This is a genomic window from Algoriella xinjiangensis, assembly GCF_900115015.1.
GTDB lineage: Bacteria > Bacteroidota > Bacteroidia > Flavobacteriales > Weeksellaceae > Empedobacter > Empedobacter xinjiangensis.
In genome coordinates, this window is the sequence record NZ_FOUZ01000001.1 from 54,263 (window position 1) to 68,119 (window position 13,857).

The 13,857-nt window shown below is 29.3% G+C and carries 16 protein-coding genes; 10 read left to right on the forward strand and 6 right to left on the reverse strand.

Going from position 1 to position 13,857, the window contains the following annotated elements:
* The first annotated feature begins 36 nt into the window (after window positions 1–36).
* A complete protein-coding gene (locus BM072_RS00220; RefSeq protein ID WP_092905364.1) occupies window positions 37–333 on the forward strand; it encodes a DUF3861 domain-containing protein in 297 nt (98 codons plus the stop codon).
* A gap of 58 nt (window positions 334–391) precedes the next feature.
* On the opposite strand, the gene BM072_RS00225 is transcribed toward BM072_RS00220, so the two are convergent.
* Complete coding sequence (locus BM072_RS00225) at window positions 392–964, reverse strand: TMEM175 family protein (protein ID WP_092905366.1); 573 nt, start codon at window positions 962–964, stop codon at window positions 392–394.
* A gap of 196 nt (window positions 965–1,160) precedes the next feature.
* Here BM072_RS00225 and BM072_RS00230 point away from each other — a divergent pair, with 196 nt between their 5' ends.
* The 8 genes from BM072_RS00230 to BM072_RS00265 all read left to right on the forward strand — a co-directional run bounded on the left by BM072_RS00230 (window position 1,161) and on the right by BM072_RS00265 (window position 7,346).
* A complete protein-coding gene (locus BM072_RS00230; protein WP_092905368.1) occupies window positions 1,161–2,132 on the forward strand; it encodes an ion channel in 972 nt (323 codons plus the stop codon).
* 26 nt (window positions 2,133–2,158) lie between these two features.
* Window positions 2,159–2,803 carry an NAD-dependent epimerase/dehydratase family protein gene (locus BM072_RS00235; RefSeq protein WP_092905370.1) on the forward strand — a complete coding sequence of 215 codons (645 nt, stop codon included), beginning with the start codon at window positions 2,159–2,161 and terminating at the stop codon, window positions 2,801–2,803.
* Between the two features lie 11 nt (window positions 2,804–2,814).
* Window positions 2,815–3,360, forward strand: coding sequence for a DUF1697 domain-containing protein (locus tag BM072_RS00240; RefSeq protein ID WP_092905372.1), 546 nt, complete (start codon window positions 2,815–2,817; stop codon window positions 3,358–3,360).
* 179 nt (window positions 3,361–3,539) lie between these two features.
* A complete protein-coding gene (locus tag BM072_RS00245) occupies window positions 3,540–4,169 on the forward strand; it encodes a SatD family protein (protein WP_092905373.1) in 630 nt (209 codons plus the stop codon).
* Window positions 4,170–4,171: 2 nt separating this feature from the next.
* On the forward strand, window positions 4,172–4,483 hold the full coding sequence (locus BM072_RS00250) for a hypothetical protein (protein WP_092905375.1): 312 nt from the start codon (window positions 4,172–4,174) through the stop codon (window positions 4,481–4,483).
* Window positions 4,484–4,560: 77 nt separating this feature from the next.
* Window positions 4,561–5,682, forward strand: a complete 1,122-nt coding sequence (locus BM072_RS00255; RefSeq protein ID WP_092905377.1) for a PMP-22/EMP/MP20 family protein — start codon at window positions 4,561–4,563, stop codon at window positions 5,680–5,682.
* A gap of 126 nt (window positions 5,683–5,808) precedes the next feature.
* A complete protein-coding gene (locus BM072_RS00260; RefSeq protein WP_092905378.1) occupies window positions 5,809–6,447 on the forward strand; it encodes a hypothetical protein in 639 nt (212 codons plus the stop codon).
* 218 nt (window positions 6,448–6,665) lie between these two features.
* Window positions 6,666–7,346 (forward strand): tetratricopeptide repeat protein, encoded by a 681-nt coding sequence (locus BM072_RS00265; protein WP_092905380.1) that lies wholly within the window; start codon window positions 6,666–6,668, stop codon window positions 7,344–7,346.
* Window positions 7,347–7,359: 13 nt separating this feature from the next.
* Here the strand turns inward: BM072_RS00265 and BM072_RS00270 are convergent, their stop codons facing one another.
* Window positions 7,360–8,943: a Na+/H+ antiporter gene (locus tag BM072_RS00270; protein ID WP_092905382.1), complete on the reverse strand. Its 1,584-nt coding sequence runs from the start codon at window positions 8,941–8,943 to the stop codon at window positions 7,360–7,362.
* A gap of 102 nt (window positions 8,944–9,045) precedes the next feature.
* On the opposite strand from BM072_RS00270, the gene BM072_RS00275 reads away from it, so the two are divergent.
* Complete coding sequence (locus tag BM072_RS00275) at window positions 9,046–9,813, forward strand: methyltransferase domain-containing protein (RefSeq protein ID WP_092905384.1); 768 nt, start codon at window positions 9,046–9,048, stop codon at window positions 9,811–9,813.
* A gap of 69 nt (window positions 9,814–9,882) precedes the next feature.
* Here BM072_RS00275 and BM072_RS00280 read toward each other — a convergent pair whose 3' ends face one another.
* From BM072_RS00280 to BM072_RS00295, 4 genes are read right to left on the reverse strand one after another with little or no spacing between them, the layout of a single operon-like run.
* A complete protein-coding gene (locus BM072_RS00280) occupies window positions 9,883–11,070 on the reverse strand; it encodes an aspartate aminotransferase family protein (RefSeq protein WP_092905386.1) in 1,188 nt (395 codons plus the stop codon).
* Window positions 11,071–11,072: 2 nt separating this feature from the next.
* Window positions 11,073–11,627, reverse strand: coding sequence for a hypothetical protein (locus BM072_RS00285; RefSeq protein ID WP_092905388.1), 555 nt, complete (start codon window positions 11,625–11,627; stop codon window positions 11,073–11,075).
* A gap of 38 nt (window positions 11,628–11,665) precedes the next feature.
* A complete protein-coding gene (locus BM072_RS00290) occupies window positions 11,666–13,309 on the reverse strand; it encodes an OstA-like protein (RefSeq protein ID WP_092905390.1) in 1,644 nt (547 codons plus the stop codon).
* Between the two features lie 18 nt (window positions 13,310–13,327).
* Window positions 13,328–13,783: a Fur family transcriptional regulator gene (locus BM072_RS00295; RefSeq protein ID WP_092905392.1), complete on the reverse strand. Its 456-nt coding sequence runs from the start codon at window positions 13,781–13,783 to the stop codon at window positions 13,328–13,330.
* Window positions 13,784–13,857: the final 74 nt, after the last annotated feature.

The following is a 13,857-nucleotide window of genomic DNA, read 5'->3' on the forward strand; positions in this document are numbered from 1 at the left end:
ACCGCTTAATTTTGTGAAATAAGAAACAATACACCAATGAAAAAGGGAAATAAATACAAAATTACATTAGAGCAAATTGATTTGCTAGACAAAGAAGCGACATTAAAAGAGCCGATTTCTTTTGAATTTATGAATCATGATGAGATTTTTAAAATCATAGAAATCATAAATGCTAAAAATCCGTTTGAAGAAGAAAATCAAGCAACAGAATTTGCGTTAGGTTTAAAACTTTTTACAGAAGTTATCTTAAAAAATAAAAACAATCCATTGTTTGAGGAGTTAAGTCCAGCGATGCTAAACTTTATGATGAAGTTAAAATCTACTTTAAAATAAGAAAACTAAAAAAGCTGAGATTTTGTTTAAAACCTCAGCTTTTCCTATTATTTAATCATTATTCGATAACTTTTTCTATTCTACGATCAGGAATCAACCAAATTAATGCAATAAGATAATATATAACAATTCCGATTTCTGGTTTAAAAAAGGAAACAACAATTCCTAAAATATACCCGATACATGAACTCATTTCTTTTATATTTTTGCTTACAGATTTTCCGATAATAGATTCTTTTCCTTCCGTTTTTACCGCAACTTTTTCTATTATCATAAACGCAATACTACTCATCAATAATACAAAACCATAAAAAGCTACTGGCCAAGCCGAATGAAAATTTTCGCCCATCCAAGCGGTTGAAACTGGTAATAAAGACAGCCAAAATAATAGGTGTAAATTTCCCCATAATATTGCGCCATTTACGCGTTTTATTGCTTGAAAAAGATGATGATGATTATTCCAATAAATTCCGACATAAATAAAACTAAATAAATAGTATATAAATTTTGGTAAATAAGGTTTAAGACTCATCAAATCGTCGCCAATTGGCACTTTCAAATCCAGAACCATAATTGTAATAATAATGGCAAGTACGCCATCACTAAAGGCTTCTAAACGATTGGTTGTCATAATTTGTTTGGTTTAATTATTTTTTATAATTACGAAATTAGAAAAATATTATCACTTTTTAATCAATCAAAATATTTCGATAATTATTTAATAAAGTTTATATATTTAGTAGAAATCCCAACAGTTGATTTTGAAATAGTTTAGTTCAGATTTTAGCTGATCTAAAAATCAATTAGTAGATATAAATTTTATTTATATGCAAGATTTATTTAAACGAAATAAAGGTCTAAAAACCAATGATAACTCTGGTTTAGTAAACAAAACATACGGAAGAAGAATTAATAAAAATGGTACACCAAATGTAAAACATAAAGGTGTAAATTTCCTGAAACGATACAGTTGGTATCACACGATGCTCAATCTAAATATGTTTCAATTTATTGGTTTTTTCCTTTTATTTTATCTGTTTTGTAACATAATTTTTGCTTCGATTTATTATTGGATTGGTATTGAATATATTTCTGGAATTAGTAGAGGAAGTAAATTACACGACTATGTGCAACTTTTCTTTTTTAGTGCGCAAACTTTTACAACAGTAGGTTATGGTCGCATTACGCCAATTGGTTCTTTAGCAAGTTTAACTGCAACTGTAGAAGCTTTTTTTGGACTGATGATTTTTGCGATTGCAACAGGTTTATTTTACGGTAGATTCTCTCGTCCACGCGCTTTTCTACAATTTAGCAACAATGCTTTGGTTACGCCTTTTAAAGACAAAACTGCTATTGCATTTCGCGTTTCACCTTACAAAAATAACACGTTGTCTAATGTAGAAGCAACGCTGACGGCGGCAATCACTTTTAATGAAAATGGCGAACATAAAAACTATTTTTATCACTTAAAAGTAGAAACGCCAAAGTTGACAAATTTGATGATAGATTGGACTGTTTTACATGAAATTGACGAAAATTCACCTTTTTATAACATTCAGTCGCATGATTTTAAAACAACAAATATCGAATTGATTGTTCAAATTAGAGCTTTTGATGAAGTTTTTGCAGATGATGTTGTTCAGAAAACATCGTATTTTAGAGACGAATTTATAATTGGAGCAAAGTTTAAACCAATGCATTTTCCTGATGAAAATAGAGAATATACGATTGTAAATCTCAGTTTAATTAATGAATATGAAAAGGTTGATTTACCAAAATATTCTACTCCAACATCTTAATTTTTAACAAATTTAAACCACAAGATATGAAAGTCATTATAACAGGAACAACCGGAATGGTTGGCGAAGGCGTTTTATTTGAATGTTTACAAAACAGCAAAGTAAGCGAAATATTGAGTATATCGAGAAAAGAAATTACGGTTAATCACCCAAAATTAAAACAATTAATTGTTCAAGATTTCACAAAATTAGACGATTATAAAACTGAAATTAGCGGATATGATGCTTGCTTTTTTTGTGCAGGAATAAGTTCTGTTGGAATGAAAGAAGATCAATTTACACAAATTACTTACGATACAACAATTGCGTTTGCAAAAACCGTTTTAGCAAATAATCCTAATCTTACTTTTTGTTATGTGAGCGGTCGCGGAACGGATAGTACTGAGCAAGGAAAAACAATGTGGGCGCGTGTAAAAGGAAAAACAGAAAATGAATTGATGAAAATGCCTTTCAAAAATGAGTTTAATTTTCGTCCAGCGGCTATGCTCCCATTTCCAAATCAACAATATGTCAATAAATTTTATACATTTATTGCGAATGTATTTAAAATTTTTACGCCTTGGTCGGTTCTTACGCTGAGCGAAGTTGGTAAAGCAATGATAAATGCGGTTGATAAAAATGGTGTGAAAGCAAATCTCGAAATAAAAGAGATTAAAGCATTAAGCGTATAAAAAATGATTTTATGGCAACGTATATTTCAATATTAAGAGGAATTAATGTAAGTGGTAAAAAACTTATAAAAATGGATGCTTTAAAAGCAATGTATGAGCAGTTAGGTTTTCAGAATGCGATAACTTATGTGCAAAGCGGCAATGTTATTTTTTCATCTGAAATTGAGGATTCTAAAGAATTAGAGCAACTAATAAAGACCAAAATAAAAGAAGTTTTTGATTTTGAGGTTCCGATAATTGTTTTAACAAAACATGAACTAACAGAAATTGTTGCCAATAATCCTTTTTCTAAAGATGCTACCAAAGACAAGGAATTTTTGCATTTTACATTTCTTGCAGCTCAACCCGAAAACATAAATGTAGAGGATATTGCAAGTAAAAAACAAGAAGGTGAAGATATTGCGTTTTCTAATAAGGTGATTTACCTTTATTGTCCGCTTGGTTATGGAAACACAAAACTGAGTACTAATTTTTTAGAATCTCAATTAAAAGTTGAAGCTACAACTAGAAATTATAATACTACTACTGCATTGTTAAAACTTGCATTAATCAAATAGTTTTGAGGAAATTCAAAATATTCAACCAGTTTGATAAAAAATTATATTGTACAAATTATAATTTTAAGTAAATTATCTTTCTTTAATATATTTCACTTTTTATGACATATTTAATATTATTTCACTTTTTATAACATAAATAGATTTATTTCATTATTTTTGAAATAAAAAGAATCGTTATGAGAAATTATATTTTAATGAGCGATGTTATTGGAAGCCGGTCAAAAGACCAGAAATTATTAATGGAAAACTTTAAATTATGTACACAATACATTAATAAAAAATATTCTGAACATATACTTTCTCCATTAACGATAACTTTAGGTGACGAATTTCAGGGAATTATAAAAGATTTGGATAGTACAGTTAAGATACTATTAGATATTGAAGAATTTATAATAGAAAATAATTTTGACATTAAACTTCGTTATGTGATGGTTTATGGTAAAATTGATACTAAAATAAATAACGAGATTGCTTACGAAATGCTTGGCGAAGGATTAACTAATGCTAGAAACTTGCTAAATAACATGAAATCTTCGGGAAACAGATTTTATATAGATTCTCAAAATCCTCAAAAAAATAGTATAATAAATAATAGCTTCAATATATTTCAACATATTGTTGATGATTGGAAAATAAATAAGGATTATCTACTTATAAGTAATTTAATTAAATATAAAGACTATAAAATTGTATCTGAAAAAATGAATAAAGAGAGATCTTTGATATGGAAGCGCGAAAAAAGTTTAAATTTATCGTCATATAATTCTATAAAAGAAATTTTAAATACAATTACACTAATTTAAATATGAGTCTTTTCTCCAAAATATTAATCATTGCACTAATAACTCCTAAGGAAAAAAAAGCAAAATTTTTCGATTACAAATCAATTCTAAAAGGTTTAATTGAAAGAGCATTTCTTGCATATTCTTTAATTAGCGGTTTACCTCATGTTTTAACATTATTCGGTGCTTTAAAATTAGGAACTCGATTGAAAAGTGCAGATAACGAAAAAACAGATGAAGGTAGAAAACGAGAAGCTGTTTATAATAATTATTATCTTATAGGTAATATTGTTTCTGTAGCTTTAAGTATATTTTATTATAATTTACTGAAATAAAAATGTTTACCTTGCAAATACAATAACGTTAAACGTTATTGTATTCAAACAAAAAAACAATAATATAAGACAAACCTATGAGTGCAATAGAAACACAAAATAAAACTAACTGGATTTCGAAATTTATTTTAAGTTTTTTAGCTATCGTGGGTGCAGTCGATTCTGTCCTTCATACTATTTTACCCCTTTTTCCTTATAAACTAAATCAATATATACTTCCGGTTGGAATGTCATCTTTGATTTTTGGAATTCTTTTTTCTATTGGTTTATCAATTTATTGGCATTTTAAAGAAAAAAACAATAAGGTTGATTCTCAAAAATATTATACTTGGCTTACAACTATTTTACGTTATTGGCTTGCTTTTTATCTTGCAACATTTGGTTTTGAAAAACTATTTAATGTCAATTTTGCATTCTCATACCATACCCAAGATTCATTAGTTAACACATTATCTGGGCAAGAATTAACTTGGATATATTACGGTTATTCATACTCACTAACCGTTATTATTGGTTTATTTCAACTAATAGGAAGTATACTTTTATTATATAGACGCACCACATTGTTGGGTGTAATTACGCTTTTACCCGTTCAATTAAATATTCTAATGATTAATTTATTTTATGGAATTGGTCCACTTACAACTTTCATATCAATAATTATGGTTTTGGGATTATCATATTTATTATTAGAAAGAAAAAAGGATATAATTGACTTTTTTACACGTTACAAAAGCACATTGCCTTCTATTGGTAATAACACGTTACGTCAATTAATACGCGGTTTATGTATATTAATTCCATTTGTATTTGTATTCTATTACAGTTATGATGTAAAAAAATCTCAAAAATATTTCGGTAAATGGAAAGTTGAAAAAATGATGCGAAATGGAGAAATAATTCCGGAAAAATCATGGGAAAAAGATACTTTAGCGTGGAAAATAATCTATTTTGAAGAACGTGGAAAATTGTTATTCTCTCCTAACCCAAATTTATATATCGACAGTGCTTCAATATTTATGAAGTATGAATATGATAAAAATAAAGATGCGTTAAAACTTATTTCATTCGAAAATAATCCCGAAAAACCAGATACAATTCCTGTCAAGGTTTCTAACTTAAAAGATAGATCAATGCAATGGAAAATGATTTTCAATAAAGACACAATTCAAATGGAATTGAAGAAAGAAAATCCTTGAAATTAGTTCAGTTTTTATAGAATTTTCTCTCTGTAATAATACAAAACGTATTCCTTCTATTCCAAATCTATTTGAAGAAATTAATTATATTGCTTATATAACAAGGCTACCACCAATTTTACACAAATGAGAGAAATATTAGACGGAATTATTAATCCTCAAGAATTTTATGAAGAAAGTAACATTAAAATTTTATGGATTTTAAAAGAAGGAAATGTTTCTATTGAAGACTATAATAAACCACGAGATTTATGTGAAGAATTAAGAAATGGAGAGCATAAAAAAAATGCGTTATCAATTGCTACATTTAGAAAAATAATTTATTCTTCATATTGGTTACTTAATAATGACTTAAATTGGGAAGATATACCTTTTGCAAATGAAGATGAGTGTTATAATATTTTGAATAAAATTGCTTACATAAATATTAATAAATATCCTGCAGGAAGTAAATCATATGATTCAAAATTATATAAAATATATGAAGAAAATAAAATTGACCTTTTAAATCAGATTAAAAAAATTGATCCTGAAATAATTATTTTCGGTAATACTTTCAAATTTTTTAAAAATGATTTAAAAACCATAAATTGGAAAATTGACTTTAATGAACAATATTCTTATGAGAATAACAATTATTATATTATTCCAAATAAAGGTTTATGTATAAGTGCTTATCATCCTGCATACCCAAAACTAAGTGATTACAATTATAGTAATGAAATTAAAGAAATTTCCAAAAAATATATAAATACAAAATTGTAATTATAGACATAAACTTAGCTTTTGACGACACGAAGCAAGAAATTTTATAAAAGTTATTATTTTAATTTCCATGCAATTTTGTAACGAAAGTGAATTTGATAAAATTCTGCAAAATATTTTGATTTATTACAAAGAAGAGTTTAACAGAACCAATTTATTATATTACGTATATAAACAATGTTAACTTTCATTGTAAAAACCCAAAATAACACTAAAAATTGACAAATATTAATAACATAGAAGATTGGAATAAATTATTGTCAATTGCTCAAAATGATGATAATATTATCCAATATGAGGTTGGTTGTTTATATGACAACGGACTAACCGTTAATGACCAAATAATAGTCAAAGAAGACAAAAAAGAAGCTTTTAATTGGTTTTTATTATCTCATGAAAATGGAAATATTGATGCAACAATTAGAACAGCTGATTTTCTAAGTGAAGGAAAATATTGTGAAAAAGATATTGAATTAGCTATTAAATTATATGAACAAGGAATTGAGAAAGGTATTGGAAATGCTTCATCCAATTTAGCGACAATCTATCGCGATAAAAAAGACTTCAAAAAAGCATTTGAACTTTATCAATCTGCACAAAAAATGGATGATAGTAATTCAATTGAAGTTGCATTATGTTATCACTTTGGAATAGGAACTGAACAAAATAAACTCATTGCATTTGACATATTTTTAAAAATTGTAAACGACATTTCTGAATTTAGTAACACTGAATTTGAAATTGAAGAAGCAAATTACTATTTAGGACTTTACTATTTGGAAGGCGATATTATTGAAAAATCTATTGAAAAAGCAAGATACTATTTTGAAAGAGCTAATATTGACAATGACCATAGAAGTGCAAATGAAATTTTATTGATAATTGGACGAAATGAATAACAAAAACACAAACCTACACAAAGCGTATTCGTTCCTCTTCCAAATCAATTTGATGAATTTGTTGACGAATTAATTCTTCATTAATTTCGGGATCTTTATTTAATTCGTTTAAATAATCACGCTGAATTTCGAACATTTCTAACAAAACAACTTTTATATTATCATCAATCCAGCGTACATCTTGCGAATTAGCTTGCTCTTCCCAATGCTTTAAAACACGCTCCATACCAGCATGTCCAATCCAATCTCGTTCATATTTTTCTTTGATATGAATATAAACATGTTGTTTAAGCCCTTTTTTAATTTGCATGTGCATTTCTGCTTCATCTTTTTCTTGTTGTTCTAAGCCCAAAAAAGGTTTGTATTTATTGATAATATAAGGCAACGTAAGCCCTTGAATAACCAATGTTAGAAGAATTACAACAAAGGTTACAAATAAAATTAAATTTCGATATGGAAAAGGCTCTCCATTTAATTTTAAGGGAATAGATAAAGCAGCTGCCAACGAAACCACGCCGCGCATACCCGTCCATCCTAATGCTAAAGGTGTCAAAAAAGTTCTTCGTGAAAAGTTCATACTATGTGCAACTTGTGGTCGAAAAATCATGGTCGAAAACATTGCTGTATAAGAGCTAATCATACGTGCAAGTATCAAAACAATTGTCACAATAACACCATAACCAATTGCAGTTTCTATTGGAATTCCGTTACTTTTTATTCCTGCAACAATTTCTGGTAAACCCAAACCAATAATAAAAAACACTAAACCGTTTAACAAGAAAACAAAACTTTCCCAAAAATTAAAACCTTTCAATCGACTACTACTTGCCAAAAATTTTAATTGATTTGATGACATAAACAATCCTCCACAAACAACAGCCAAAACACCCGAACAGTGCATTTCTTCTGCAACATAGTACATAATATAAGGCGCAATAAGTGTTAAGATTATATCTGATGGTGCATCGGTTGCTAATCTTTTGTGTGCTTGCATAAAAATCCAAGCTATGATTAAACCAATACCTACACCACCAATTAGCATCCAAACGAAATCTACAATAGCTTCTTGCCAAATAAATTGTCCTGTACCAACGGTAATTAAAGCAAATCTGAAAATGATTAATGACGAAGCATCATTCAATAAACTTTCGCCTTCTAATATTGCAGAAGTTGATTTTGGTATTTTTACAAATTTTGTAATTGCACCAGTACTAACGGCATCGGGCGGAGAAACAATTCCTCCCAACACAAAACCTAAAGCAATACTAAATCCTGGTATAATATGATTGGACACAATTGCAACTAAAAAAGCCGTAAAAAACACGACCAAAAAGGCAAAACTTCCGATGATTCGCCACCATTTTTTCATTTCTTTTAATGAAACACTCCAAGAAGCTTCAAACAATAATGGTGGTAAAAAGATGAAAAAGATTAAATCTGGATCAATATGTAATATAGGTAATTCGGGAATAAAACTTATTCCTAATCCTGCGATTACAAGTAAAATTGGATAGGCAATTTTTAATTTATTTGCCCAAAGATTCAATAATACAATCAAAACAATAATTGTAAAAAAGAACGGTAAATGCTCAATCATAAAGGGTTGGTTTGGTAGCAGCAAAAATAATCTTTTTTTTATTTAATATTCAGAAAAATTTTTAAACATAAATTGCTTAAATTTAAGTCTAAAAATTACATTATGCCTTGGAATCCAGAAATTTATAATACCTTCAAAAATGTGCGTTATCAACCATTTTATGATTTGGCTGCACTTATTACCGACGAAAATTTAACTAATTGTGTAGATGTTGGTTGCGGAACTGGAGAACAAACGGCTATTTTGACTGAAAAATTTAAACAAGCTAATTTCTTAGGTATTGATTCTTCGGAAGAAATGCTTGAAAAATCGAAAGAATTAGAACATGAAAATTTGCATTTTGAACAAGTTACGATAGAAGATTTTGCAAATTCTGATTCAAAATATGATTTAATTTTTAGTAATGCAGCCTTGCAATGGTCGGATAATCATGTTGAATTATTTCCTAAATTGATTTCAAAACTGAATGATAATGGTCAATTTGCGGTTCAAATGCCTTGTCAAAAGGAAAACATTTTAAATTTTATTTTGAGTGAATTGGTACAAGAGCAACCTTATTCGGATTTTTTGAGTGGTTATCACCGAGAATCTCCCTTATTAAGCATTGATGAATATGCAAAAATTATGTTTGACGAAGGTTTGAAAGATTTAAATATCAGTTTGCGTGTCTATCCTATTTATGCAGATGACGAAACTGATTTGTATAATTTTATTTCTGGATCAGCTTTAATTCCTTACATGGAAAGATTTACGGTACATGAACAAGAACTTTTTGTGAAAGAATTTATGCGTCGAATCAAAAATTATTTTGAGCCATTTCCTACAATTTATTCATTTAAAAGATTATTGTTTTACGGAAGAAAAAGATAAACTTTAAACAACAAAAGAGAACAAGTAAATCACTTATTCTCTTTTATTTATATTATTTTACTTTAAGTATTAATCTAAATCGTCTAATACATTTTTCAAGATTGTACAACCTTTAATAATATCTTCATCCGAAATATTAATTGGTGGTGTAATTCGTAATGTTTCGATGCTGTACATCAACCAAAAAAGAATCAAACCACGATTCATACATTCAGCTGCAACACGTAAAGCATAATCCACATTTTTTACTTCTGGTGCTAACATTAGACCTTTTCCGTGAATCTTTAAAATTTTTGGATGTTGTAGATGTTCTCTAAATAATTGTTCTTTACGATCAATATCTTCCATTAATTTTTCATCATCAATTACATTCAACAACTCTAAAGAAGCAGCTGCAATAACAGGATTTCCACCAAAAGTTGTAATGTGTCCCAATTGAGGATTTTGCTTTAACGAACCCATAATTTCGTTAGACGACATAAAAGCGCCAACCGGCAAACCGCTCGCCATACCTTTACCCATCGCGACAATATCGGGTACAATACCAAAATGCTCAAAACCAAATAACTTCCCAGTTCTACCAAAACCTGGTTGTATTTCGTCCATAATCAATAAAGCACCAACCTCTTCGCAACGATTTTTTAATTTCTTGAAAAAATCATTTTCGGGTAATCTAAATCCCGAAGCACCACGAATACTTTCTACAATAACACCTGCAGTTTCTGTGGTAATTTTTTGTAAATCTTCTTCGTTATTAAATTCTAAAAAATACACTTCTGGTAACAATGGTCGGAATGCAGATTTTTTACGTTCATCTCCCGAAACACTCAACGAACCGTGTGTATTTCCGTGATACGAATTTTTAAACGACACCAATTGTTGACGTCCCGTATAACGTTTTGCTAATTTTAACGAAGCTTCAATTGCTTCTGTTCCAGAATTCACCAAATAAACTTGTTCTAAACCATCTGGTGTTAAATCCACCAAACGTTTGCACAATTCTACTGGTTTTTCTTGTGCATATTCGCCATAAACGGCAACATGCATATATTTATTTACTTGATTGATAATTGCTTGATTGATACGCGGATGACTGTGCCCTAATGTGTTTACAGAAACGCCCGCTACAAAATCAAGATAGGCTCTTCCATCCTTTCCATAGATATAAGAGCCCTTTGCGTAATCTACTTCAAAACCAGACGCAAAATTTGTCGTTTGCGCCTGAAATTTGAAAAATTCTTCTTTTAATGTTCCCATTATTATTTTAATAATAAAAATACACCAACACCGCCTAATGCATAAGCTGCAACTGTAAGCGCGTCTGATTTACCTTTTGAAAATTTTCTGATTTGAACATCAGAAATATCGTTTTTATGAAATTTTAATTCTTCTTTTTTACCTTTTACAACAGCATATAAAGTATCAGCTTTCCATTGCTTTGCCTCTATTGTATATTGTTTACCTTGTACATCAACTTTATAAAACTTGTTTTCTTTTATAATATCTGTCATTTTAATTGTTGACGGATCAATTACAGGTTTTTCCTTATTTTCGCCTTTTTTTAACATCGCTTGTTTCACAAGTTCTTCTTCATCAATTAATGCACTTGTATCATTAAACGAATTTTGATTTGGAGACAATTTTTGTCTTCTAGCTTCTGTCATTTGCGTTACTCTGCTTCTCGCATTTTGAGTAGACGTATTTGTACTTTGATTTGCTAATTCGACAGCGTATTCTTCTGGATCGAAAGCTTTGTACGTATAACAGCTCGTAAAAAATAAGGTAATTGCAAGAAATATATAGTTTGTTTTCATGTGTCGCTTTTAAGGTTAACGATTAAAATTAGAAAAGATTATTTTGATTCAACAAAAATATCTCGCCATTTGTTTAATCGTTCGCTAATTCGCCACTTAAAATCGGGTAAATAGCGCAACTCATCTGGAAATTGTGACAAAGGATACATTTTTCCATCAGATTTTATACGACATGCAACTAATTCTACATCTTTACCAACAACATCAACTTCTATAATTCCACAATACGAAATATTAACACCATAACGCTCTTTTTTCTTCGTTTTGGCATCCGTATCATCCATATACGTTAATGCAACAGCGTTTTCTTCTACATTTACAAAATCAATTTTATCATCTTGAAACAATACCGTTAAGTATTTTCCTTTTATTTGATGAAATTCATTGTCAACCAAAGAATCTACTTTCGCGATTACAAATGCGTTATTAAAAACCTTTAACGAATCCATTTTATTGGTTTTCGTATTGGTATACGCTTCCATATAATCGCCAGTCACTTGATTATCGCCCGACCAAAGTATAGGATCTTTGTAAAATTGCATGATTCCTTTTGTTTGATTAAAAACCAAAGAATCTGCTTTTCCATTTGCATTAGATTTATAAAAACGTGCTTTATGATAAGCTTTGATAAACGACGTAGAATCTACATCGTGGCGTTTAACAGCCAACAAAGTATCAGCGCTTATATACAACGAATCTTTATCGAAAGATTTTACAGCATACGCATTTTTGGTTACGTAAGCAGAATCTAAATAACGAAAAGCTTCGCCATAATCGCCGCGTAGAAAACGTTTTTCTTTTGGATCATCTAAAAAGACATCGCCTTCTCCTTTTCCAAAACCAGTTTTATCATTAAAATATAACTTTTTAGCCGTTAACATTTTACCTTGATAAAACACTTGCGAATTATTTCTTAACCAAGCTTCGCCCGTTTTTTTATTAAAATCTCCATCCGATGTAATGATGTATTGAGAAGGATCATTGCGACGAGTTATTTTAGAATAATCTCTGAAAGTTGTAATTCCAGTCAAATCATTAGTCGTCATTTTTCTCGAATAAATGGTATAATCTTTATTCGTGATAAAAACTTCTGAACCAAAATTGGCTGATTTTGAGTTGATATTATACACAACATTTCGTCCTTCGACTAATGTTCCATCAGATCCTATTGTTTTATACGTATCGTTAACAATGATATTTCCTGTTAAACGTTCGTAAATTATTTTCTCTGAACTGATTTGTTGTGTTGGCGTTTTAACTTCTACTTTTCCAATTCCTGTTGCAATTTCATTTGTACGATTATATTCCATATAATCTGCTGTAATGCGAGAACCTGGATCTGTTAATACAACATTTTTAAACGCTTTTGCGATAGTTGTATTTCCATCATACTCCATTTTATCGGCCGTAATTGTTTTGTCTTTGCTAACTAAACGTGAATTAGACCAAACAACAGCCAAATTTTTGTCTTGATACAAAACGGCGCTATCGGCATAAACCAAATCGCCTTTGTACTCAATAACAACGTTTCCTGTTAAAAACTGATTTCCTTCGTATTTATCAGGATTACGCTCTACTAAATCAGCATGCTGAAGTTTAACTTTAGCTTTTACAGGCTTTTTTTGTGCAAATAAACTTGCCGTTAAAATGCAAGATAAGATGATTGAAATTTTAAATTTCATTTCAATTGTTTACTTGTATTAAGACTTGTTTTTTCTAGTTCCGTAAAAATACAATGAATGATTATCGATTTTTATATCAAAAACTTCTTCTATTGTTTGTTTTATTGTTTGGATACGAGGATCACAAAACTCTAAAACTTCGCCAGTATCAGAAAGGATAATATGATCGTGATTTTTATCAAAATACGATTTTTCATAATGAGCTTGTTGATCTCCAAACTGATGTTTACGCACCAATTTAGCATCTAATAACAACTCAATTGTATTGTATAAAGTAGCGCGGCTAACGCGGTATTTCTTGTTTTTCATTTTGATATACAACATATCTATATCAAAATGATCATCTGTAAAATAAATTTCCTCTAAAATAGCGTAACGCTCTGGTGTTTTACGATGTCCTTTATCTTCCAAGAAATTCGTAAACACTTGCTTTACTACCTCATAATTACTTGATTTTACTGATTCCTCTGTCATATAAAAAATTTGTGTAAATATAGGGATTAATAATTTATCAAATCAACGATATCTTCCCTAAATATTACTAAAAT

Bases quoted from the DNA above. Each gene is read 5' to 3' on its own strand.
- BM072_RS00220 (WP_092905364.1), top strand. From the start codon at position 37: ATGAAAAAGGGAAATAAATACAAAATTACATTAGAGCAAATTGATTTG.
- BM072_RS00225 (WP_092905366.1), bottom strand. From the start codon at position 964: ATGACAACCAATCGTTTAGAAGCCTTTAGTGATGGCGTACTTGCCATT.
- BM072_RS00230 (WP_092905368.1), top strand. From the start codon at position 1,161: ATGCAAGATTTATTTAAACGAAATAAAGGTCTAAAAACCAATGATAAC.
- BM072_RS00235 (WP_092905370.1), top strand. From the start codon at position 2,159: ATGAAAGTCATTATAACAGGAACAACCGGAATGGTTGGCGAAGGCGTT.
- BM072_RS00240 (WP_092905372.1), top strand. From the start codon at position 2,815: ATGGCAACGTATATTTCAATATTAAGAGGAATTAATGTAAGTGGTAAA.
- BM072_RS00245 (WP_092905373.1), top strand. From the start codon at position 3,540: ATGAGAAATTATATTTTAATGAGCGATGTTATTGGAAGCCGGTCAAAA.
- BM072_RS00250 (WP_092905375.1), top strand. From the start codon at position 4,172: ATGAGTCTTTTCTCCAAAATATTAATCATTGCACTAATAACTCCTAAG.
- BM072_RS00255 (WP_092905377.1), top strand. From the start codon at position 4,561: ATGAGTGCAATAGAAACACAAAATAAAACTAACTGGATTTCGAAATTT.
- BM072_RS00260 (WP_092905378.1), top strand. From the start codon at position 5,809: ATGAGAGAAATATTAGACGGAATTATTAATCCTCAAGAATTTTATGAA.
- BM072_RS00270 (WP_092905382.1), bottom strand. From the start codon at position 8,943: ATGATTGAGCATTTACCGTTCTTTTTTACAATTATTGTTTTGATTGTA.
- BM072_RS00275 (WP_092905384.1), top strand. From the start codon at position 9,046: ATGCCTTGGAATCCAGAAATTTATAATACCTTCAAAAATGTGCGTTAT.
- BM072_RS00280 (WP_092905386.1), bottom strand. From the start codon at position 11,070: ATGGGAACATTAAAAGAAGAATTTTTCAAATTTCAGGCGCAAACGACA.
- BM072_RS00285 (WP_092905388.1), bottom strand. From the start codon at position 11,627: ATGAAAACAAACTATATATTTCTTGCAATTACCTTATTTTTTACGAGC.
- BM072_RS00290 (WP_092905390.1), bottom strand. From the start codon at position 13,309: ATGAAATTTAAAATTTCAATCATCTTATCTTGCATTTTAACGGCAAGT.
- BM072_RS00295 (WP_092905392.1), bottom strand. From the start codon at position 13,783: ATGACAGAGGAATCAGTAAAATCAAGTAATTATGAGGTAGTAAAGCAA.